This window comes from Curtobacterium sp. SORGH_AS_0776 (assembly GCF_031453355.1).
Taxonomy (GTDB): Bacteria; Actinomycetota; Actinomycetes; order Actinomycetales; family Microbacteriaceae; genus Curtobacterium.
The window spans coordinates 287,841-307,603 of the sequence record NZ_JAVIYU010000001.1; the positions used below are offsets into that span (position 1 = coordinate 287,841).

Below are 19,763 nucleotides of genomic sequence, written 5' to 3' on the forward strand. Positions count from 1 at the left end.
CCGTCGGGTGGCCGCGACAGCTCGTCGCTGGCCGGCCGGCTCGTCGGCGGTCAGTTCAGAGCTGCTCGCCGAGGAAGTCCGCGTAGGACGGCTCGTCCCAGGTCGGTCCGACCGCGCGGAGCGTCTCGTCCGCGCCGCCGAGGCGTGCGGCGAGCAGGCCGGCGATGTCCTCGGGCGAGCGCATGCCGTGGCGGTGCCAGTCCTCCTGGCGACGGACGGTCACGCGAGCACCAGCTCGACGACGGACACGGCCAGCGGGCCGAGGGGAGTGCGGGGCGAGCCGACGAACAGTTCGGCGGGGTGCGAGCACACGTGGACAGTGGCGGTCACGTCGACCAGCCCTTCGTCGGAGTGATGCGCACTCCGGATCCGATCGGACCGTCCCGTTGCGCCAGACCCCGCAGACCGCGAGGAGCATCAAGACGACGGAACCCTGAGTCGGTCCGATGTCCCCCAGCGTACTGTCGCTCGACCGTCGGCACGAGAACCGTCCGGAACGCGCATCGACGCCTCCCGACGTCGCCCCGGCCCGGATCTCCGCGTCCCCGGTACGGTGGGCGGGCACACCCGTACCCCGAGGAGCCCCATGCCCCTGTTCGGCACCCCGCAGCCCCCGCACCCCGACGCACCGCCGAGCCAGGTGGCGAAGCAGTGGTCCGACTCGTTCGGCGCTCTGGCCACCCGCTGCCTGCAGATCATCGTCGTGCTCGTCGTCGTGATCGGCATCGTCTACGCCGCCGCCACGCTCAGCGTCGTCACGATCCCGGTCCTGCTCGCCCTCATCATCGCGTCGGCCATGCACCCCGTCGTGTCCTGGCTGCGGCGGCACCGGGTGCCGTCCGTGCTCGCGACCCTCGCCGTCCTGATCGGCGTGCTCGTCGTGCTCGGCCTCGTCGGCTGGCTCATCGTCGTGGCCGTCATCTCGCAGTGGCCCGACCTGCAGAAGTCGGCCCTGAGCGGCTTCGACCAGCTCCAGGACTTCGTGTCGACGCTGCCGATCTCGATCGACCAGTCGCAGATCGACGATGCCGTGAAGGGCATCCAGGACTTCGTCACCAGCTCGCAGTTCGGCTCCGGCGCGCTCGCGGGGGCATCGGCCACGGCGAACTTCCTCACCGGTCTCGTGCTGATGATCGTGGTGCTGTTCTTCTTCCTCAAGGACGGTCCGGCCATCTGGGAGTTCCTCCTCCGTCCCTTCACCGGTGCCCGCTACGACCGAGCTCGCCGGGTGGGTGACCGGGTCGTGCAGACGCTCGGCGGCTACGTCCGCGGGACCGCCACCGTCGCCGCGGTGGACGCGATCGGCATCGGCGTCGGCATCACGATCGTCGGGGTGCCGCTCGCACTGCCCCTCGCCGTCGTCGTGTTCATCACGGCGTTCATCCCGATCGTCGGTGCGACGGCGGCCGGCATCCTCGCCGCCCTCGTCGCCCTCGTCGCACTCGGCCCCGTCCAGGCGCTGATCGTCGTCGGCATCGTCGTCCTCGTGAACCAGCTCGAGGGCAACCTGCTCCAGCCCGTCCTGATGGGCAAGACGCTCAAGCTGCACGGCCTCGTCATCCTGATCGGTCTGACCGCCGGCACGGTGCTCGCGGGCATCACCGGCGCGATCATCTCGGTGCCGCTGCTCGCCGCCGCGTGGGGCGTCGTGCAGGTGTGGGACGGGCCCGACAAGCCGGCGCGCCCGTGGCGGCAGAAGCGCGTGGAGTCCGCCGAGGCGCGCTGACGCGGGCGGGCGGTCGGGGCGGTCGGGCGGTCGCGGCGTCCGTTCCGTCCGTGCCGCCGCCGCCCCGGAACGACAACGTCGATGTCGTACGACGTCGACCATGTCGTTCCCCCGCGGACGCAACAGTTGCACCCGTTCGGCAGCGACGTCGTCGATGTCGTACGACGTCGACAATGTCGTTCGACTCCGGCCCGTCCGCCGACCGAGGCCCAGCACAGCACGACGAAGGGGGCCTCCGCACGTGGCGGAGGCCCCCTTCGTCGTGCTGCAGAGCGGCGTCAGTCGGTGCCGGAGTCGAACGCCGCGCCCTCGGATGCGAGATCCGTCGCACGACCGAGCGCGTCGTCGGCATCCGAGGTGACGACCGCGCCGCCCAGGATCTCCTCCGACTCACCCGACTCGAGCTCGCCGACGAGGTCGCCCGTCGCCCCGCCGATGAGCCCGGCGGCGGCGTACTGCTCGAGGCGTGCCCGCGAGTCGGCGATGTCGAGGTTGCGCATGGTCAGCTGGCCGATGCGGTCGTCCGGGCCGAACGCCGCGTCGCCGACACGCTCCATCGAGAGCTTGTCCGGGTGGTACGACAGCGCCGGGCCCGTGGTGTCGAGGATCGTGTAGTCGTCGCCGCGACGCAGGCGCAGGGTGACCTCGCCGGTGACGGCCGAGGCGACCCAGCGCTGCAGCGACTCACGCAGCATGAGGGACTGCGGGTCGAGCCAGCGCCCCTCGTACATGAGGCGACCGAGACGGCGACCCTCGGTGTGGTACGACGCGACGGTGTCCTCGTTGTGGATCGCGTTGAGCAGGCGCTCGTAGGCGATGTGCAGCAGCGCCATGCCCGGCGCCTCGTAGATGCCGCGGCTCTTCGCCTCGATGATGCGGTTCTCGATCTGGTCGGACGCGCCGAGGCCGTGGCGGCCGCCGATCGCGTTCGCCTCGTAGACGAGCGCCACGGCGTCGGCGTACTCGACACCGTTGATCGCGACGGGGCGACCGGCCTCGAAGCGGACGCTCACGACCTCGGTGGCGACCTCGACGTCGTCACGCCAGGCGGCGACGCCCATGATCGGCTCGACGATGTCCAGGCCGCTCGAGAGCTCCTCGAGGCTCTTCGCCTCGTGCGTGGCGCCCCAGATGTTCGCGTCGGTCGAGTAGGCCTTCTCGGTGGAGTCGCGGTACGGGAAGCCCCGGGCGACGAGCCACTCGCTCATCTCCTTGCGGCCGCCGAGCTCCTCGACGAACTCGGAGTCGAGCCACGGCTTGTAGACGCGCAGCCGCGGGTTCGCCATCAGGCCGTAGCGGTAGAACCGCTCGATGTCGTTGCCCTTGTACGTGGAGCCGTCGCCCCAGATGTCGACGCCGTCCTCCTTCATGGCGCGGACGAGCATCGTGCCCGTCACGGCGCGACCGAGGGGCGTCGTGTTGAAGTAGGTCTTGCCGCCGGAACGGATGTGGAAGGCACCGGTCTGCAGGGCGACGAGGCCTTCTTCCACGAGGGCGCTCTTCGCGTCGACGAGTCGGGCGATCTCGGCACCGTACTCGTGGGCACGACCGGGGACGGCGTCGATGTCGGGCTCGTCGTACTGGCCGATGTCGGCCGTGTACGTGCAGGGCACCGCTCCCTTCTCGCGCATCCAGGCGACCGCGCAGGAGGTGTCGAGACCTCCGGAGAACGCGATGCCGACTCGTTCGCCGACGGGGAGACTGCTCAGGACCTTGGACACGACGTCAATCGTACGGGGAGTCCAGCCGGTACATCGACGCGAGAAGTGCCCCTGGAGGGACTCGAACCCCCAACCGTTTCCTTAGGACGGAACTGCTCTTCCATTGAGCTACAGAGGCTGGCCCACCCACTCTAGCGGCGGAACGGCTCCAGGAAGGCCCGAAGCTCGTCGGCGAACAGCCCCGGTTGCTCGAACGCCGCGAAGTGCCCGCCCCGGTCGAGTTCGTGGTGGTACACGAGGTTCGTCGTCCGCTCGAGCCACTCCTTCGGCGCCCGCACGAGGTCCCCCGGGAAGATCGAGAACCCGGACGGCACCTCGACCCGACGCTCGAGCTGCGCTGCCGGAACCGCCGCGTTCGCGTGGTACATCCGCATCGCCGACCCGATCGTCGCCGTGGCCCAGTACTCGGTGAGCAACGCCAGGACCTCGTCCCGCGTGTACACCGACCAGAGGTCCCCGCCGCAGTCGCTCCACGAGCGGAGCTTCTCGACGATCCACGCCGCGAGCCCGGCCGGGGAGTCGTTCAGGCCGACCGCCGCGGTCTGCGGCTTGGTCCGGTGCATCATCGCGTAGGCGCCCTCGTCGGTGCGCCACCGCTCGGTCTCGGCGACGAAGGCACGCTCCGCCTCGGACAGCGTCGACGGGTCGAGCCCGGGCCAGGCGAGCCCACCGTCGATCCGGTGCACGGCGACGACCCGCTCGGGGTGGTCGAGTGCGAGGTACCGCACGACGTGCGTGCCGATGTCCCCGCCGGACGCCGCGAACCGCTCGTACCCGAGGTCGGTCATCAGCGTCGCCCACATCCCGGCGACGGCCCGTGCGTCGATCGGCTGCGGCGGGGCGTCGGAGAACCCGTAGCCGGGCATGTCCGGCACGATCACGTCGAACCCGGCGTCGACGAGCATCGGCAGCACCTTGCGGTACCGCCACCCGGAGTCCGGCCAGCCGTGCGCGAGCAGCACGGGCAGCGCACCCGGCGTCGCCGCGCGGGCGTGCAGCACGTGGATACTGATGCCGTCCACCTCGACCCGGCGCGACGGCAGTGCGGCGAGCGCCGCCCGGTGCGCGTCGAAGTCGAACCCGTCCGCCCAGTACTCGACGAGCGGGCGCAGCTCGTCGACGTCGATGCCGAGCGACCACCCGGTCCCGGCGGGCGCGTCCGGCCAGCGGGTCGCGCGCAGGCGCGCACGCAGGTCGTCGATCGTCGCGTCGTCGATCTCGGGGGTCTCCGTCATGGCGGCACGCTACGCCCGCCCACCGACAGCCGGTCGCCACAGCCGACACGGTCCTGGTCCGGCACCGGGACGGACGGGAGGCGCGGGTCGGGCCCGACCCGCGCCTCCCGTCCGTCCCGGCGTCAGCCGCGCGGTACCGCTACGCGGCCACCAGGTACTCGTCCCACTCGGACTGCGGACGCTCGATGCCCCGCACCACCCACGAGGAGCCGTGCGGCGCCTTCGGGCGGAAGCGGAGCCGCCACCCCATCTCCTGCGGGGTGCGGTCGCCCTTGGTGTTGTTGCACGCCAGGCAGCAGGCGACGAGGTTCTCCCACGAGTCCTCGCCCCCGCGCGAGCGAGGCTGCACGTGGTCGATCGTGGTGGCGTGCCGATCGCAGTACGCGCACCGGTTGGCGTCCCGGCGGAGGACGCCCCGGCGCGACACCGGCACGAGTCTCGAGTGCGGGATGCGGACGTACCGGGTGAGGATGATGACGGACGGACGGTCGTAGGTCGACGTCGACCCCGTGACCGGGTGGTCGAGGTCGGCGGCGACGATGGCGGCCTTCTGGTTCATGACCAGCACGAGGGCCCGACGGAACGAGATCACCGCGAGGGGCTCGTAACCGGCGTTGAGGACGAGAGTGCGCATGGGTTCCCTTCCGACGTGCCTGGACGGCTTCCAGGCTGTGCGGGTGCGTCGGACCGGGGTACCGCGCAGGTGACCTCCGCTCGCGCGAACGGCCCCTGAACCACGAAGAGCACCACCCGGATGGGCAGTGCTCAGGTCATGCAGGGGCGTGCTCGTGCACGCAGGCGGTGGTCGACCATATGTCGACGTGCGCGCGCCGACCCATGGTGCGGGTCGTGCGGAACGCTGACATGGGGTCTCCCTGCTCGGACCGTTCGGGCCGGTGCACGGTCAGGGTACGTCAGAAACCGGCCCGGCACGAGAGTGCACGGGCCGGTTCCGGCGATGTTCACGGGATCGATGCCCGCGGTACGGGTCAGATGCCGAAGCGGAGTCAGACGCCGACGGGGAGTCAGATGCCGAAGCGGACGATGTGGTAGTCGCTGGTCCAGATCGGGCGGATCGACACGGAGCCACCGGGCTTCGGCGCGTCCATGATCATGCCGTTGCCCATGTAGAAGCCGTCGTGCGCCTCGTTGTTGAAGATGACGACGTCGCCCGGCTGCGCCTCGGACTCGGGGATCGTGGTGCCGGCCTGGTCCTGCAGCGGCACGGAGTGCGCGAGGTTGATGCCGTACTGCGCGTACACGAACATGACGTAGCCCGAGCAGTCGAAGCCCGACGGGTCCGCGCCGCCGAAGACGTACGGGGTGCCGATGTACTGCTTGGCGGTGGCGACCACGGCCGGCAGCGAGAACGGGGTGTTCGCGGCGGTCGACGAGGCGACGTAGTCGGAGGCGCTCGGCCCCGTGTAGGACGCGTACTGCGAGGCGGTCTGCGCGCGGGCGGCCTGGGTGGCCGCGGCCTGCTCGGACGCCTGCTTCGCCGCGGCGTCGGCGGCCTTCTGCGCTGCCTCGGCGTCGAGGGTGGACTGCGCCGTCGCACCGTAGCCGTCACGGCTCGTGCCGGCGAGGGCGACCGCGTCGGAGACGGAGAAGTTCTGGGCCTCGGTCGTGCGGACCTGGCGCTGCGCGGTCGCGGCGTCCGTCCCGGTCGGCTGCTGCGTCGCGGCGAACGCCGGGGCGACCGCGACGGTGCCGAACATGCCCGCGGCCACGGTCAGGACGACCGGCGCGAGGAAGCGGCGCTTGCGGGCCGACGAGCTCGCCTTGGTGGAGGCGGCGGTACGCGCGGCCTGGGCGGCACGACGGCCGCCGGGGAGCGGAGCGTCGCGCACCGGGGTGACGGCGCGGGCTGCTCGGCGCGAGAGGGGGGCGTCGGTGGCGTTCGCGGTGTTCGTCGGGTTCGCGGGCGTCTGGTCGTCCGCGGCGGAACCGGTCTGCGTCAAGGGTGTCTCCGGCGTCTCGTCACCACTGCCAGCGGGGGTGATCGCCGACCGTGCAACCCCATCCGTTCGTCATCGTTTCCGATCGAGACAGGAGACGGGTTCGAGACGTCCTGTCACGGGTCCTGGGCCTCGTGGGTGGCCGGCGGACTCGTCGAGTTTACGTGTCGACCGTTACCTTGTCGAGATGAAACCGCCGCTTTGTAACGAATTGGTAAAGAAGCCCTGATCAGACTGCAGAAACGCGCCCCGCCCCAGTTTCGGGGGCAGACGGGTCAGGAGCGCTCGATGTAGACGTGCTGCGCGACCTCGGTCGGGAGCTCGATGCCTGCGTCCTCGCCGTCGACGCGCACGGCGACGTAGGCCCCGGCGCGCTGCACGCTCGCGACCCGGCCGGGCATGACACCGGCGGACCGCAGCTGGTGGAGGAGCTCCGGTTCGAACTGCACGGGCTCGCCCAGGCGGCGGATGACCCCGGTCGCGACGGCGTCGGTGCCCTCGGTCGCGGCGACGATGTTCTGCACGCCGTCGAGGAAGCCTGGGGCGGCCGGGCCGCCGATCTCGGCGAGGCCCGGGATCGGGTTGCCGTACGGCGACTCGGTCGGGTTGCCGAGCATCTCGAGCAGACGGACCTCGACCTGCTCGCTCATCACGTGCTCCCAGCGGCATGCCTCGTCGTGGACGAACGCCCAGTCGAGACCGATGACGTCGGAGAGCAGACGCTCGGCGAGCCGGTGCTTGCGCATCACGTGCGTCGCGCGCGAGCGTCCTTCGTCGGTGAGTTCGAGGTGCCGGTCGCCCGAGACGACGACCAGGCCGTCGCGCTCCATGCGGGCGATGGTCTGCGAGACGGTGGGACCCGAGTGACCGAGGCGCTCCGAGATGCGGGCGCGCAGCGGCACGATCGCCTCTTCCTCGAGGTCGAGGATGGTGCGAAGGTACATCTCCGTGGTGTCGACGAGATCGGTCACGGTCCGCCTCTCATGTCTGGGCCCAGCGCGCCCCACCCTACTTGTTCGAGGCGACATGGAATGACCAACACTTGCAAGGTGCAAGAAAGTCCGTGCGCGATGCGGCCAGGAGGCGCGGCGTCGGGCCGCCCCGTCCGGCCGGTACACGGTCACTCGCGCTGGGATACCGCTCGTTAGGATCGGTGCATGGCAGACATCGTCATCCCCGCCGAACTCCTCCCGACCGATGGCCGATTCGGCTGCGGACCGTCCAAGATCCGTGGCGCGCAGCTCGAGTCCCTCGTGACCCGCGGCGCGACGATCCTCGGCACGTCCCACCGCCAGAAGCCCGTCAAGGACCTCGTGGGCAGCGTCCGCGCCGGCCTCGGCGACCTGTTCGACCTCCCAGAGGGCTACGAGGTCGTCCTCGGCAACGGCGGCTCGACCGCGTTCTGGGACGCCGCCGCGTTCGGGCTCATCGAGCGCCGGGCCGAGAACCTGTCCTTCGGCGAGTTCGGCTCGAAGTTCGCCAAGGCCGCCGGCGCACCCTGGCTCGAGGCGCCGCACGTGGTGGAAGCCCCCGGCGGATCCCTCGCCCCGCTCGAGATCGTCGAGGGCGTGGACGTCTACGCCTACCCGCACAACGAGACCTCGACGGGTGTCATGGCGCCGGTCGTCCGCGCCGCCGGGGACGCCGGCGCCCTCACCGTCGTCGACGCCACGAGCGCCGCCGGTGGTGCCGCGTTCGACGTCAGCGCCACGGACGTCTACTACTTCGCCCCGCAGAAGAACTTCGCCTCGGACGGTGGCCTCTGGCTCGCGCTGTTCTCCCCCGCGGCGATCGAGCGTGTCGAGCGCATCGCCGCGAGCGGCCGGTACATCCCCGAGTTCCTCTCGCTCAAGAACGCCGTCGACAACTCGCGGCTGAACCAGACGCTGAACACCCCGGCGCTCGCGACCCTGATCCTCCTCGACGACCAGGTCCGCTGGATCAACGAGTCCGGCGGGCTCGCCTGGGCCGACACCCGCACGAAGACCTCGTCGTCGACGCTCTACGACTGGGCGGAGTCGGTCGACTACGCGACGCCGTTCGTGACCGACCCCGCAGCCCGGTCACAGGTCGTCGCCACGATCGACCTCGACGACTCGGTCGACGCCAAGGCCGTCGCTGCGACGCTGCGCCAGAACGGAATCGTCGACACCGAGCCGTACCGGAAGCTCGGCCGCAACCAGCTCCGCATCGCGACCTTCACGGCGATCGACCCGGACGACGTCGCGAAGCTCGTGCAGGCGATCGACTTCACGGTGAGCGCCCTGCGCTGACGCGGTCGGTCCGCACGGACAGGAGGCGCGGTGCCAGCTGGCACCGCGCCTCCTGTCCGTCCGGGGACCGGTCGGTCGCCCGTCAGGCGCGGTGGTGCTCCGGGTCGACCTCGCCGGCGTCCAGCCGGTCGACCTCGAGGTCGGCGTCCGGGTCGACCGGGCGCACCCGCTGGGTGCGACGGCGGCCCCGGGCCGGCTCGGCCGGCTCGGCCGGTGCGACCTGCTGGTCGGCGTCGTCGGTGTCCGCGTCGTCGGTATCCGCGTCGTCGGTGTCGTCCTCGGACCCGTCCAGCTCGTCGACGTCCACACCGTCGATGTCGTCGTCGTCCGGTTCGTCGAGGTCGTCCTCGTCGGCGTCGAAGTCGTCCTCGTCGTCCGCTTCGTCGTCGTCGGACTCGTCGTCGTCCGAGTCGTCGTAGTCGGCGTCCTCGTCCGCGTCGTCCTCGTCGCCGTCGAAGTCCTCGTCGTCGTCCTCGTCGGACTCGTCGTCGTGCTCGCCCTCGGCACCGTCGGTGTCCTGGCCGGCCCGGTACTCGGCGAGCCGCTCGGACCACGGCACCCAGTCGGGCGCCAGCAGCGAGCCGTCACCAGGCATGAGCTCGACCTCGAGCACGGTCGGCTCGTCACCGGACACCTGGGCGATCGAGACGGTCCAGCGCCAGCCGGGGTACCCGGCCATGCGGTTGGCGAACAGCACCGAGACGACGCCGTCGCCCTCGTCGACGGTCCCGGCGAACGCGCCGACGGTCGACTCGGGGGTCACCTCGAGCAGCGCCGTGCGGGCGAGCGCGGTGAGGTCCTCGGAGGGGGCAGGAGCAACAGGGGAGGTATCGGTCATCACGCGTCCAACTGGTCAGCGACGTGCCGCAGGATCGCAGCGATTCGGGTGCCGTTCTTCGGGTACCGGCCGTGCCGGAAGTCCCCGCTGATCCGGTCGAGCTCCTTCACGAGGTCCTCGACGATCACGGCCATGTCGTCCGCCGATCGTCGCGACATCTTCGCGAGGGACGGCTGCGGGTCGAGGAGCCGCACGGACAGCGCCTGCGACCCCTTCTTCCCCTGGACGACGCCGTACTCGAGCCGCGAACCGGCCTTCACCGACGTGACGCCGTCGGGGAGCGACGACGCGTGCAGGAAGACGGGTTCGCCGTCGTCGCCGGTGATGAACCCGAACCCCTTCTGGTCGTCGTAGAACTTGACCTTGCCGGTGGGCATTCGTCGGTCTCCTCGTGATCGTGGAAACGGCCGTGGTGCGTCGGATATCCTGGGTCGATGGCCAACCCGACCCGGTCCACCGGGAACACGCAGGACTCCGCGGAGCCCCCGGTGACGTTCAATCGTACCGAACGCGCCCTCGCGTTCATGGTCGGCGGGATCTTCATCGCCGCCTTCCTCTGCATGGCCGCCATGATCGTGATGTGGCTGACCGTCCCCAGCGCCCAGGGATCGATGCCCTGGCCCGTGATCATGGCGATCCCGCTGATCGGCTTCCCGATCGGGATGGTGCTCGTGTTCACCCTCCTCGGGATCACCTGGACCCGTCGGGCCCGAGCGAACCGGACGGCGCGCTGAGGACCGCGTCGGACGAGCGCGGCGGACGATGACGACCACCGCAGACCTCGCCGCCCGGCTCCGGGCGATGCCGGACGACGCCCTCGAACGGCTCGTCGTGGCGCGCCGGCTCCCCGCGGCGGTCCTCGCCGAGACCGGCCCGCTGCGCATCTCGGACTTCTTCGACCTCGCCGAGGCGCTCCGCACCGACGACGCGGTCGACGCCGCGATCGAGCACCTGCCCCGTCGGACGCTGCTCGCGCTGCGTGACGGCGCGGGCTCCGCCGACGACCTCGCCCCGGCGGTCGCGCTCGGCCTGGCGGACGAGGACGGCGGCGTCGACGACGCGGTGTCGGCCCGGCTGGCCGCCCACGACGAGATCGCCGGTCTCCCAGGAGGCGCGGATCACCCCCGCCCCGTCGCTCCGGTGGACGAGACGGGCGACGACGAGCGCGCCCGGACGACCGGCGCGGAGCACGCCTTCGCGACGATGACCGTGCTCGCCGAACTCCTCCGGGCGGTGTCCGAGGGCGCGGTGCGCGAGCTCGTGAAGGGCGGCATCGGCACCCCGCTCGCGAAGACGCTCGGCGAGCGTGCCGGCGCGGACCCCGTCGTGGTCCCCGGCCGCCTCGCGCTGCTCGAACGGATCGGGTTCACGGACACGGGCAACGGGACGTGGGCGACCACGGCAGCGGGCGACGCCTGGCTCGTCGCGAGCTGGCCGGACCGCTGGTCGACGCTGGTGTCGGCATGGCGGGACGCACTCGACCCCGCCGTCCGGAGCGTGCTCGACGTGGCCGGCGACGACCTGCGCGACCTCGTGTCGGCCGGCCGGTGGGCGTACCCGGCGGGCTCGCGCTGGCTCGACGCGGTGCTGCTCGACGTCGCGGGCACGGCGGCCGCACTCGGGCTCACGGTCGACGGCCGCGTGACGAGCACCGGCCGTGCGCTGCTGGACGGGGACCCGGCCCCCGCTGCGGAGGACCTCCCCCGCACCGTCGACGCCGTGTACCTGCAGCACGACCTCACGGTCATCGCACCGGGACCGCTCGCGCCGGTCGACGACGCCGCGCTCCGGACCGTCGCCGTGCTCGAGGCACCGGGCCTCGCCGCCCGGTACCGCATCTCCGAGGACTCGCTCCGCCGCGCGTTCCGGGCCGGTCACACCCGGCAGGACGTCGTCGCGCTGCTGGAACGGCTGTCCGCGACGGGCCTGCCGCAGCCGCTCTCCTACCTCGTCGACCAGGTGTCCTCGCGGGACGGCAGCATCGTGGTCGACGTCGGCGCCGACGGGGTCGGGGCCCGCGTGCACGGTACGCCCGACCAGCTCGACCTCATCGGGGTGGACGCCGAGCTCCGGCAGCTGGCGTGGGAGCGCAGCGACCTGACCACCCTGCTGACCCGCTACCCGCCGCACGTCGTCCACACGGCGCTCGAGGACCAGCGCTACCCGGCCGTCCTGACGGCCGCAGCCCGCCCGGCGACGGGATCCGTTCCTCCAGGCCGTCGACGCACCACCGGACGCAACCCGGAGCAGGCGGCGCACGCACTCGTGGAACGGCTCCGTGTCACCACCGAGCGCGGCGAGGCCGAGCCCGAGCAGGAGTGGCTGGGGCGGCAGATCGACCTGGCCGTCCGGGGCCGCACGCCGATCCGCCTGACGGTGCGCATGCCGGACGGCTCCGAGCGGCCGTTCTCGATCGTGCCGACCTCGGTCGCCGCCGGACGCGTGCGGGGACGCGACACGGCCGTCGACGTCGAGCGGACGCTCCCGCTCTCCCTCGTGGTGGCTGTGGAGAGCGACGCCTGATCCACAGGTGAGCCGATCCGCGCTGGTTCGCAGCCGAGCGGCCTAGGCTGATCCGTCATGAACGGACCGCTGATCGTGCAGAGCGACCGCACCGTGCTCCTCGAGGTGGCGCACCCCGACGCCGAGGACGCACGGCACGACCTCGCGGTGTTCGCCGAGCTCGAACGCGCGCCGGAACACGTGCACACGTACCGCATCACCCGGCTCGGCCTGTGGAACGCGCGTGCGGCCGGACACGACGCCGAGAGCATGATCCACACGCTCGAGCACTTCGCGAAGTTCCCCGTCCCGCAGAGCGTCACGGTGGACATCCGCGACACCGTGGCACGGTACGGCCGACTCGTCATCCGGCGCGAAGAGCGTCCGGACGCGCCGGCGATCGCGAACTCCCCGGCCGAAGCGCTCGAGCGCCAGCCGGTCCTGCTCCTCACCGCGTCCGAACCCACGGTCCTCGCCGAGGTCATCCGCTCGAAGCGGATCAAGCCGCTGCTGGGCGACATGCGCTCCCCGGAAGAGGTCGAGCTGCTCCCGTGGGCACGCGGGCAGATCAAACAAGAGCTCGTGAAGCTCGGCTGGCCGGCCGAGGACCTCGCCGGGTACACGCCCGGCCAGCCGCACCCGATCGACCTCGACACCGACGACTGGCACCTGCGTCCCTACCAGGAACAGGCGGTCGACACGTTCTTCGCACAGGGCTCCGGCGTCGTCGTGCTGCCCTGTGGTGCCGGCAAGACGCTCGTGGGCGCCGGGGCGATGGCGACGGTCAAGGCGACGACGCTCATCCTCGTGACGAACACCGTCTCGGCCCGGCAGTGGCGATCCGAGCTGCTGCGCCGGACCACCCTCACCGAGGACGAGATCGGCGAGTACTCGGGCAGCGTGAAGGAGATCCGTCCGGTCACGATCGCGACGTACCAGATCCTCACCGCCCGCCGGAAGGGCGAGTACACGCACCTGTCGCTCCTCGACGCCCTCGACTGGGGACTCATCGTCTACGACGAGGTGCACCTGCTGCCGGCGCCGGTCTTCAAGCTGACCGCCGACCTCCAGGCCCGGCGGCGGCTCGGGCTCACGGCGACCCTCGTGCGCGAGGACGGGCGCGAGGGCGACGTCTTCTCGCTCATCGGGCCGAAGCGCTACGACGCCCCGTGGAAGGAGATCGAGGCGCAGGGGTACATCTCCCCCGCCGCCTGCTACGAGGTGCGCATCGACCTGCCGCACCAGGACCGCCTCGAGTACGCGGCGTCGAGCGACGACGAGCGGTACCGGCTCGCGGCGACCTCGCCGGCGAAGACCCCGGTGGTGCGCGAGCTCATCGAGAAGCACCGCGGCGAGCAGATCCTCGTGATCGGGCAGTACATCGACCAGCTCGACTCGCTCGCCGAGTCCCTGGACGCCGCCGAGATCACCGGTTCGACCCCCGTCGACGAGCGGGAGCGGCTCTACCAGGCCTTCCGCGAGGGGTCGATCGACGTGCTCGTCGTCTCGAAGGTCGCGAACTTCTCGGTCGACCTGCCCGACGCGACGGTGGCGATCCAGGTGTCCGGCTCGTTCGGATCCCGTCAGGAAGAGGCCCAGCGACTCGGCCGACTCCTCCGCCCGAACAAGGACGGGCTGCCCGCGTCGTTCTACACGCTCGTCACGCGGGACACCGTCGACCAGGACTTCGCGCAGAACCGGCAGCGGTTCCTCGCGGAGCAGGGGTACTCCTACACGATCCTCGACGCCGACCAGGTCCAGGCGGTCGTGGGCTGACGCACCAACCGCTCTCAGGAAACCACTAGGGAACGGTCAGAAGATAGGACCATGAGCGATGGCCCTAAGATCCTGATCGTTGACGACGAGCCGAACATCCGCGACCTCCTGACGACCTCGCTGCGTTTCGCCGGCTTCGCCGTGCGCGCGGTGGGCAACGGAGCACAGGCGATCTCCGCCGTGCTCGAGGAAGAGCCGGACCTGATCATCCTCGACGTCATGCTGCCCGACATGAACGGCTTCGGCGTCACCAAGCGCCTGCGGTCGTCGGGCTACACCTCCCCGATCCTGTTCCTCACCGCCAAGGACGACACCGAGGACAAGATCACCGGCCTCACCGTCGGCGGCGACGACTACGTCACCAAGCCGTTCTCGCTCGACGAGATCGTCGCCCGCATCAAGGCGATCCTCCGTCGCACGATGAACGACGAGGAAGACGCGATCATCCGCGCCGGCGAGCTCACGATGGACCAGGACACGCACGAAGTCACGATCGGCGACGCGCAGATCGAGCTCTCCCCGACCGAGTTCAAGCTGCTCCGCTACCTCATGCTCAACCCGAACCGCGTGCTGTCGAAAGCGCAGATCCTCGACCACGTGTGGGAGTACGACTTCAACGGCGACGCCGGCATCGTCGAGTCGTACATCTCCTACCTGCGCCGCAAGCTCGACCAGTACTCGGCCGAGCCGATCATCCAGACCAAGCGCGGGTTCGGCTACATGCTCAAGGCGTCCAAGGCCTCGTAGGGCGTCCGGATCCCTCGGGGTTCGTCTTCACGGCGGTCGTCCGGTTTCACCGGGCGACCGCTGTCTATCGTTGGGGCAGCATGCACACGCGAATGAGCCGCTGGTGGGACGGGATCTCCCTGCGCACCAAGATCACCGGGATCACGGTGCTCCTGGTGGCGCTCGGACTGCTCGTCGCGGGGCTCGGCACGATGACGGTGCTGTCGACGTACCTCATGGCCCAGCTGGACAACAACGTCCGTCAGACGACGGAACAGCTCGAGGGTCAGAACATCAGCGACGGCGAGCAGTACTGCAAGCTCTCCGTCGTCCTCTCGCAGAGCGCGTACGTCGCCGCCTACGACTCCGCGGGCAAACAGATCTGCCAGACCCCGGCGTCGAGCCGCCCCGACATCCACGAGCTCGACTTCTCCTCCGCGGCGCAGACCAGTTCGCGCTTCTCGCTGTACGACAGCCAGCACAACCACGAGTGGCGTGCGCAGGTCATCCCGGCATCGCTGCAGGACCAGTCGACCGGCACGACGCAGGCCGGGTACGTCCTGGTCGCGGTGTCGAGCGCCGACACCGACCAGACCGTCCTGCGATTCACCGCCATCTTCCTGAGCTTCGGTGCCTCGGTGATCCTGCTCGGCGCCATGCTCACGCGGCTCCTCGTGACGGCGACCTTCGACCCCCTGCGCGACGTCGAGGACACCGCTGCCCGGTTCGCCGCCGGTGACTTCAACCAGCGCCTCGAAGCCGACACCCCCAACACCGAGGTCGGTCGACTGAACCGGTCCCTCAACTCGATGCTCGAACGCATCGACTCCGCGTTCGAGGACCGGCAGCGCACCATCGACCAGATGCGTCGGTTCGTCGGGGACGCCTCCCACGAGCTCCGCACGCCCCTCGTGTCGCTCCGCGGGTACGCCGAGCTCTACCGGATGGGCGCGCTCCGCAAGGAAGAGGACGTCGCCCAGGCGATGGAGCGCATCGAGAAGGAAGCCCAGCGCATGGGCCTCCTCGTGCAGGACCTGCTGCAGCTCGCCCGCATCGACGAGTCGAAGCCGCTCGAGCTCGGCCCGGTCGACCTCGTCGCCATCGCCCGTGACTCCGCGCTCGACACGATGGCGTCGAACCCCGACCGCGAGATCCAGGTGCTCGTCGAGGACTCGGTGACCGGCGAGAGCGTGCCGCACGCGGTCCGTCCGGCGTCAGCACCCGCCTCGGCCCCCGGTTCCGGCGACGGCCCCCCGGCATCGCCGACGTCCGCGAACACGACCGGCCCGATCGCGTTCTCGCGCCAGACGATCGCGCGACTCCGCGCCCGCCGCACCCGCGCGATGGGTGTCGACGGCGCGGCTGCCCCCACTGACGAGACCACCCCGCTGCCCACCGTCGTGCTGCCGAAGCGGCCGCCGATCGTCCTGGCGGAGGAGAACAAGATCCGCCAGATCGTGACGAACCTCATGGGCAACGCCATGCGCTTCACGGAGCACGACGACCCGATCGAGATCGGCATCGGCGTGGACGACGAGCGCGGGATGGCGCACATCGACGTGATCGACCACGGCGAGGGCATCCCGCCGCAGCTGCGCGACAAGATCTTCCAGCGCTTCTGGCGTGCCGACACCTCGCGCGCGCGGGACACCGGCGGCTCGGGCCTGGGGCTCGCGATCGTCTCGGGCATCGTCGCGGCGCACCACGGGTCGGTCGAGGTGTTCGACACCGAGGGCGGCGGCGCGACCTTCCGCGTGTGGCTCCCCCTGCTCCCCCGCGACTACGCCGCCCCCGCCCCCGCCGGCGCGTGACGCCCGCGGGCGCCCGCCCGCCGGCGTCCGCTCGCCCGCGCCCGCCCGCCCGCTGGCCCGAGGTCGCAATACCTGCCGCCCATCCACGCGCCCGGCGGCAGTTCGTGCGACCCGGACGCCCCCCGCGCGGCATGTCGCACGACCTCGCGACGAACCCGCCAGCACACGCCGAGGTCGCAATACCTGCCGCCCACCCACGGGCCCGGCGGCAGTTCGTGCGACCCGGACGCCCCACGCGCGGCATGTCGCGCGACCTCACGACGAACCCACCAGCACACGCCGAGGTCGCAATACCTGCCGCCCACCCACGGGCCCAGCGGCAGTTCGTGCGACCCGGACGCCCCACGCGCGGCATGTCGCGCGACCTCGACCAGGTCATGCCCGTGATCGAGCCGACGATCGCGCAACGAACGCCTGACGAAGCCGCTCGAAGAGGACCGCAGGACGGTCGACGTCCCCTCGATTCACGTGGAGGACGAGCCATCCCTCCACGGTCATGGAGTTGTCCCGGCGCTGATCGTGTTCGAACGTCGCGCGCTCGCGGTGGTGGTCCCCGTCGTACTCCAGCGCGATCCGGAGCTCCGGCCAGCCCATGTCCACCCGCGCCAGGAACCGCCGTGCACGGTCGAACACCTCGATCTGGAGTTCCGGTTCAGGGAACCCCGCGTCCACGACCGCAAGACGCAGCCACGTCTCCATCGCCGACTCAGCACCGACGCGGATGAGTTCGACGGCCGCACGTGCAACGGCGACGGAGCGCTGCCCGGGAAGGATCGTGGCGGCCAGGGCGTCGACCGTCGTCCGGCCTCGCGGTCCGACGAGGAAGTCTCCGACGGCCACGAGCTGTCGGACGCTCAGCAGCCCAGCGCACTCGCGCCACGCGTGTTCCGGCCCGCTGACTCGTACGCCGCCCCGCAGCACCACGGCCGCCGCGGATCGACGTCGGTGTCCGACGACACCGGGCCGACGCATGAGCGGGCCGGCGCCGATCGTCGTGACGTGCAGGCTGCCCTCGAACTGGCGCGGGAGCGGGGCACCCCAGAGCTCGACAGCGGTCGTGTGACTGAAGTGTTGATCTGGGCGCATCACGAGTGCGAGCGCGGCGACGGGCGACATCAATGCAGCTGTCGTCCGGACGCCGTGCACCGGGCGGGCGAGGTCCCGCCGGCGGAGTCGACCCGGGTCGACCCCGGCCGCGAGTGCGTCGCAGACCCGGAAGCCGTTCGGATCGAGTTCGTCGGGGAGCGGAGACGGCCGAGGCATGACGAGAGTGTGGCGGTGCGGTGCGAGCCGCGACCATCCTTCGAGCCGAACTGTGGAGAACGTGACGACCCGCGCCTCCTGTGCGGTGAGCGCTGGTCGCACAACACGCCGTGGGCGGGACGGTGAGGTCGCACGAACTGCCGCCCGTCGCGCTCTCGGGCGGCAGTTCGTGCGACCTCGACGCCCGCCCCCGCCCGCCGCCGCCCGCCGGCACGCACCCCCCCCCCACGCACGCGGAAGGGCCCCGCACGCGCAGCGTGCGAGGCCCTTCCGTCAGGACTGCTTAGAAGTCCATGCCACCCGTCGGGTCGCCGGCCGGAGCAGCAGGGGTGCGCTCGGGCTTGTCGGCGACGACGGCCTCGGTCGTGAGGAACAGACCGGCGATCGACGCAGCGTTCTGCAGCGCCGAGCGCGTGACCTTGGCCGGGTCGATGATGCCCGCGGCGACGAGGTCGACGTACTCACCGGTCGCGGCGTTGAGGCCGTGACCCGACTCGAGCTCGCGGACCTTGGCGGCGACGACACCCGGCTCGAGACCGGCGTTCAGCGCGATCTGCTTGAGCGGCGCGTCGATCGCGACGCGGACGATGTTCGCACCGGTCGCCTCGTCGCCCTCGAGCTCGAGGGTGTCGAGCACGACGGACGCCTGGATGAGGGCGACGCCACCACCGGCGACGATGCCCTCTTCGACAGCGGCCTTCGCGTTGCGGACGGCGTCCTCGATGCGGTGCTTGCGCTCCTTGAGCTCGACCTCGGTCGCGGCACCGGCCTTGATGACGGCCACGCCACCGGCGAGCTTCGCGAGGCGCTCCTGGAGCTTCTCGCGGTCGTAGTCGGAGTCGGTCGCCTCGATCTCGGAGCGGATCTGACGGACGCGGCCCGCGATCTGCTCCTCGTCGCCGGCACCCTCGACGATGGTCGTCTCGTCCTTGGTGATGATGACCTTGCGGGCCTTGCCGAGCAGGTCGAGCGTCGCGTTCTCGAGCTTGAGGCCGACCTCTTCCGAGATGACCTGGCCGCCGGTGAGGATCGCGATGTCCTGCAGCATGGCCTTGCGACGGTCGCCGAAGCCCGGGGCCTTGACGGCGACGGACTTGAAGATGCCGCGGATCTTGTTCACGACGAGCGTGGCCAGGGCCTCGCCGTCGACGTCCTCGGCGATGATCAGGAGCTGCTTGCCCGCCTGGATCACCTTGTCGACGACCGGCAGGAGGTCCTTGATGTTCGAGATCTTCGAGTTGACGATCAGGATGTAGGCGTCCTCGAAGACGGCTTCCTGACGCTCGGGGTCGGTCACGAAGTACTGCGACAGGTAGCCCTTGTCGAAGCGCATGCCCTCGGTGAGCTCGAGCTCGGTGCCGAAGGTGTTCGACTCCTCGACGGTGACGACACCTTCCTTGCCGACCTTGTCGATGGCCTCGGCGATGAGCGCGCCGATGGTCGGGTCAGCGGCCGAGATCGACGCGGTCGCGGCGATCTGGTCCTTGGTCTCGATGTCCTTCGCGTTGGCGAGGAGCTGGTCGGAGACGGCGGCGACGGCCTTCTCGATGCCGCGCTTGAGCGACACGGGGTCGGCACCGGCGGCGACGTTGCGGAGGCCTTCGCGGACGAGGGCCTGGGCGAGGACGGTCGCGGTGGTCGTGCCGTCACCGGCGACGTCGTCGGTCTTCTTGGCGACCTCCTTGACGAGCTCCGCACCGATCTTCTCGTACGGGTCGTCGAGCTCGATCTCCTTGGCGATGGAGACACCGTCGTTCGTGATCGTGGGGGCGCCCCACTTCTTCTCGAGGACGACGTTGCGGCCGCGCGGGCCGAGCGTCACCTTCACGGCGTCAGCCAGGATGTTCAGGCCGCGCTCGAGGCCACGGCGGGCCTCCTCGTCGAAAGCAATGATCTTAGCCATGTGAGTTTCTCGTCCCTCCCGGACGTCGTCA

17 protein-coding genes and 1 tRNA gene are annotated in these 19,763 nt (G+C 70.8%); 7 read left to right on the plus strand and 11 right to left on the minus strand.

Annotated elements, in window-relative coordinates; translation table 11 throughout:
- Positions 1 to 55 precede the first annotated feature (55 nt).
- Positions 56 to 223 (minus strand): hypothetical protein, encoded by a 168-nt coding sequence (locus QE359_RS01435; RefSeq protein WP_309777037.1) that lies wholly within the window; start codon positions 221 to 223, stop codon positions 56 to 58.
- A gap of 363 nt (positions 224 to 586) precedes the next feature.
- Here QE359_RS01435 and QE359_RS01440 point away from each other — a divergent pair, with 363 nt between their 5' ends.
- Positions 587 to 1,726, plus strand: a complete 1,140-nt coding sequence (locus QE359_RS01440; RefSeq protein ID WP_309777039.1) for an AI-2E family transporter — start codon at positions 587 to 589, stop codon at positions 1,724 to 1,726.
- Positions 1,727 to 2,004: 278 nt separating this feature from the next.
- Here the strand turns inward: QE359_RS01440 and argG are convergent, their stop codons facing one another.
- From argG to QE359_RS01470, 6 genes are all read right to left on the minus strand, one after another.
- Positions 2,005 to 3,447 carry an argininosuccinate synthase gene (argG, locus tag QE359_RS01445; RefSeq protein WP_070417830.1) on the minus strand — a complete coding sequence of 481 codons (1,443 nt, stop codon included), beginning with the start codon at positions 3,445 to 3,447 and terminating at the stop codon, positions 2,005 to 2,007.
- Positions 3,448 to 3,493: 46 nt separating this feature from the next.
- Positions 3,494 to 3,565, minus strand: a tRNA-Arg gene (locus QE359_RS01450).
- Between the two features lie 13 nt (positions 3,566 to 3,578).
- The gene (locus QE359_RS01455) at positions 3,579 to 4,682 is read right to left on the minus strand and encodes an alpha/beta fold hydrolase (protein WP_309777040.1); all 1,104 of its coding nucleotides are present in this window, start codon (positions 4,680 to 4,682) and stop codon (positions 3,579 to 3,581) included.
- A 139-nt stretch (positions 4,683 to 4,821) separates the two neighbouring features.
- Positions 4,822 to 5,316, minus strand: a complete 495-nt coding sequence (locus QE359_RS01460; protein WP_070417828.1) for an HNH endonuclease — start codon at positions 5,314 to 5,316, stop codon at positions 4,822 to 4,824.
- 391 nt (positions 5,317 to 5,707) lie between these two features.
- Positions 5,708 to 6,643 carry a C40 family peptidase gene (locus QE359_RS01465; protein ID WP_309777041.1) on the minus strand — a complete coding sequence of 312 codons (936 nt, stop codon included), beginning with the start codon at positions 6,641 to 6,643 and terminating at the stop codon, positions 5,708 to 5,710.
- Between the two features lie 272 nt (positions 6,644 to 6,915).
- A complete protein-coding gene (locus tag QE359_RS01470) occupies positions 6,916 to 7,611 on the minus strand; it encodes a metal-dependent transcriptional regulator (RefSeq protein WP_022906596.1) in 696 nt (231 codons plus the stop codon).
- Positions 7,612 to 7,797: 186 nt separating this feature from the next.
- Here QE359_RS01470 and serC point away from each other — a divergent pair, with 186 nt between their 5' ends.
- The gene (gene serC, locus QE359_RS01475) at positions 7,798 to 8,913 is read left to right on the plus strand and encodes a phosphoserine transaminase (RefSeq protein WP_309777043.1); all 1,116 of its coding nucleotides are present in this window, start codon (positions 7,798 to 7,800) and stop codon (positions 8,911 to 8,913) included.
- Between the two features lie 82 nt (positions 8,914 to 8,995).
- Here the strand turns inward: serC and QE359_RS01480 are convergent, their stop codons facing one another.
- The gene (locus QE359_RS01480; RefSeq protein WP_309777045.1) at positions 8,996 to 9,751 is read right to left on the minus strand and encodes a DUF3027 domain-containing protein; all 756 of its coding nucleotides are present in this window, start codon (positions 9,749 to 9,751) and stop codon (positions 8,996 to 8,998) included.
- On the minus strand, positions 9,751 to 10,128 hold the full coding sequence (locus QE359_RS01485) for a cold-shock protein (protein ID WP_022906598.1): 378 nt from the start codon (positions 10,126 to 10,128) through the stop codon (positions 9,751 to 9,753). Before QE359_RS01485 ends, QE359_RS01480 begins: the two co-directional genes overlap by 1 nt.
- A 57-nt stretch (positions 10,129 to 10,185) precedes the next feature.
- Here QE359_RS01485 and QE359_RS01490 point away from each other — a divergent pair, with 57 nt between their 5' ends.
- The 5 genes from QE359_RS01490 (at position 10,186) to QE359_RS01510 (ending at position 16,566) form a co-directional block, all read left to right on the plus strand.
- Positions 10,186 to 10,485 carry a hypothetical protein gene (locus QE359_RS01490; RefSeq protein ID WP_309777048.1) on the plus strand — a complete coding sequence of 100 codons (300 nt, stop codon included), beginning with the start codon at positions 10,186 to 10,188 and terminating at the stop codon, positions 10,483 to 10,485.
- A 28-nt stretch (positions 10,486 to 10,513) separates the two neighbouring features.
- Positions 10,514 to 12,274, plus strand: a complete 1,761-nt coding sequence (locus tag QE359_RS01495; RefSeq protein WP_309777051.1) for a helicase-associated domain-containing protein — start codon at positions 10,514 to 10,516, stop codon at positions 12,272 to 12,274.
- Between the two features lie 57 nt (positions 12,275 to 12,331).
- A complete protein-coding gene (locus QE359_RS01500) occupies positions 12,332 to 14,029 on the plus strand; it encodes a DNA repair helicase XPB (RefSeq protein ID WP_071302086.1) in 1,698 nt (565 codons plus the stop codon).
- Positions 14,030 to 14,080: 51 nt separating this feature from the next.
- Positions 14,081 to 14,776, plus strand: a complete 696-nt coding sequence (locus QE359_RS01505) for a response regulator transcription factor (RefSeq protein WP_017888045.1) — start codon at positions 14,081 to 14,083, stop codon at positions 14,774 to 14,776.
- 80 nt (positions 14,777 to 14,856) lie between these two features.
- Entirely contained in the window at positions 14,857 to 16,566 is a 1,710-nt protein-coding gene (locus tag QE359_RS01510; RefSeq protein WP_309777100.1) for a HAMP domain-containing sensor histidine kinase, read from the plus strand.
- A 375-nt stretch (positions 16,567 to 16,941) separates the two neighbouring features.
- Here the strand turns inward: QE359_RS01510 and QE359_RS01515 are convergent, their stop codons facing one another.
- Positions 16,942 to 17,829 (minus strand): hypothetical protein, encoded by an 888-nt coding sequence (locus QE359_RS01515; RefSeq protein WP_309777102.1) that lies wholly within the window; start codon positions 17,827 to 17,829, stop codon positions 16,942 to 16,944.
- Positions 17,830 to 18,112: 283 nt separating this feature from the next.
- A complete protein-coding gene (gene groL / locus QE359_RS01520) occupies positions 18,113 to 19,732 on the minus strand; it encodes a chaperonin GroEL (protein WP_070417818.1) in 1,620 nt (539 codons plus the stop codon).
- Between the last annotated feature and the right edge of the window lie 31 nt (positions 19,733 to 19,763).

Coding starts and splice junctions, on each gene's coding strand:
- QE359_RS01440 (WP_309777039.1), top strand. CDS start 587: ATGCCCCTGTTCGGCACCCCGCAGCCCCCGCACCCCGACGCACCGCCG.
- QE359_RS01455 (WP_309777040.1), bottom strand. CDS start 4,682: ATGACGGAGACCCCCGAGATCGACGACGCGACGATCGACGACCTGCGT.
- QE359_RS01460 (WP_070417828.1), bottom strand. CDS start 5,316: ATGCGCACTCTCGTCCTCAACGCCGGTTACGAGCCCCTCGCGGTGATC.
- serC (WP_309777043.1), top strand. CDS start 7,798: ATGGCAGACATCGTCATCCCCGCCGAACTCCTCCCGACCGATGGCCGA.
- QE359_RS01480 (WP_309777045.1), bottom strand. CDS start 9,751: ATGACCGATACCTCCCCTGTTGCTCCTGCCCCCTCCGAGGACCTCACC.
- QE359_RS01485 (WP_022906598.1), bottom strand. CDS start 10,128: ATGCCCACCGGCAAGGTCAAGTTCTACGACGACCAGAAGGGGTTCGGG.
- QE359_RS01490 (WP_309777048.1), top strand. CDS start 10,186: ATGGCCAACCCGACCCGGTCCACCGGGAACACGCAGGACTCCGCGGAG.
- QE359_RS01495 (WP_309777051.1), top strand. CDS start 10,514: ATGACGACCACCGCAGACCTCGCCGCCCGGCTCCGGGCGATGCCGGAC.
- QE359_RS01500 (WP_071302086.1), top strand. CDS start 12,332: ATGAACGGACCGCTGATCGTGCAGAGCGACCGCACCGTGCTCCTCGAG.
- QE359_RS01505 (WP_017888045.1), top strand. CDS start 14,081: ATGAGCGATGGCCCTAAGATCCTGATCGTTGACGACGAGCCGAACATC.
- QE359_RS01510 (WP_309777100.1), top strand. CDS start 14,857: ATGCACACGCGAATGAGCCGCTGGTGGGACGGGATCTCCCTGCGCACC.
- QE359_RS01515 (WP_309777102.1), bottom strand. CDS start 17,829: ATGCCTCGGCCGTCTCCGCTCCCCGACGAACTCGATCCGAACGGCTTC.
- groL (WP_070417818.1), bottom strand. CDS start 19,732: ATGGCTAAGATCATTGCTTTCGACGAGGAGGCCCGCCGTGGCCTCGAG.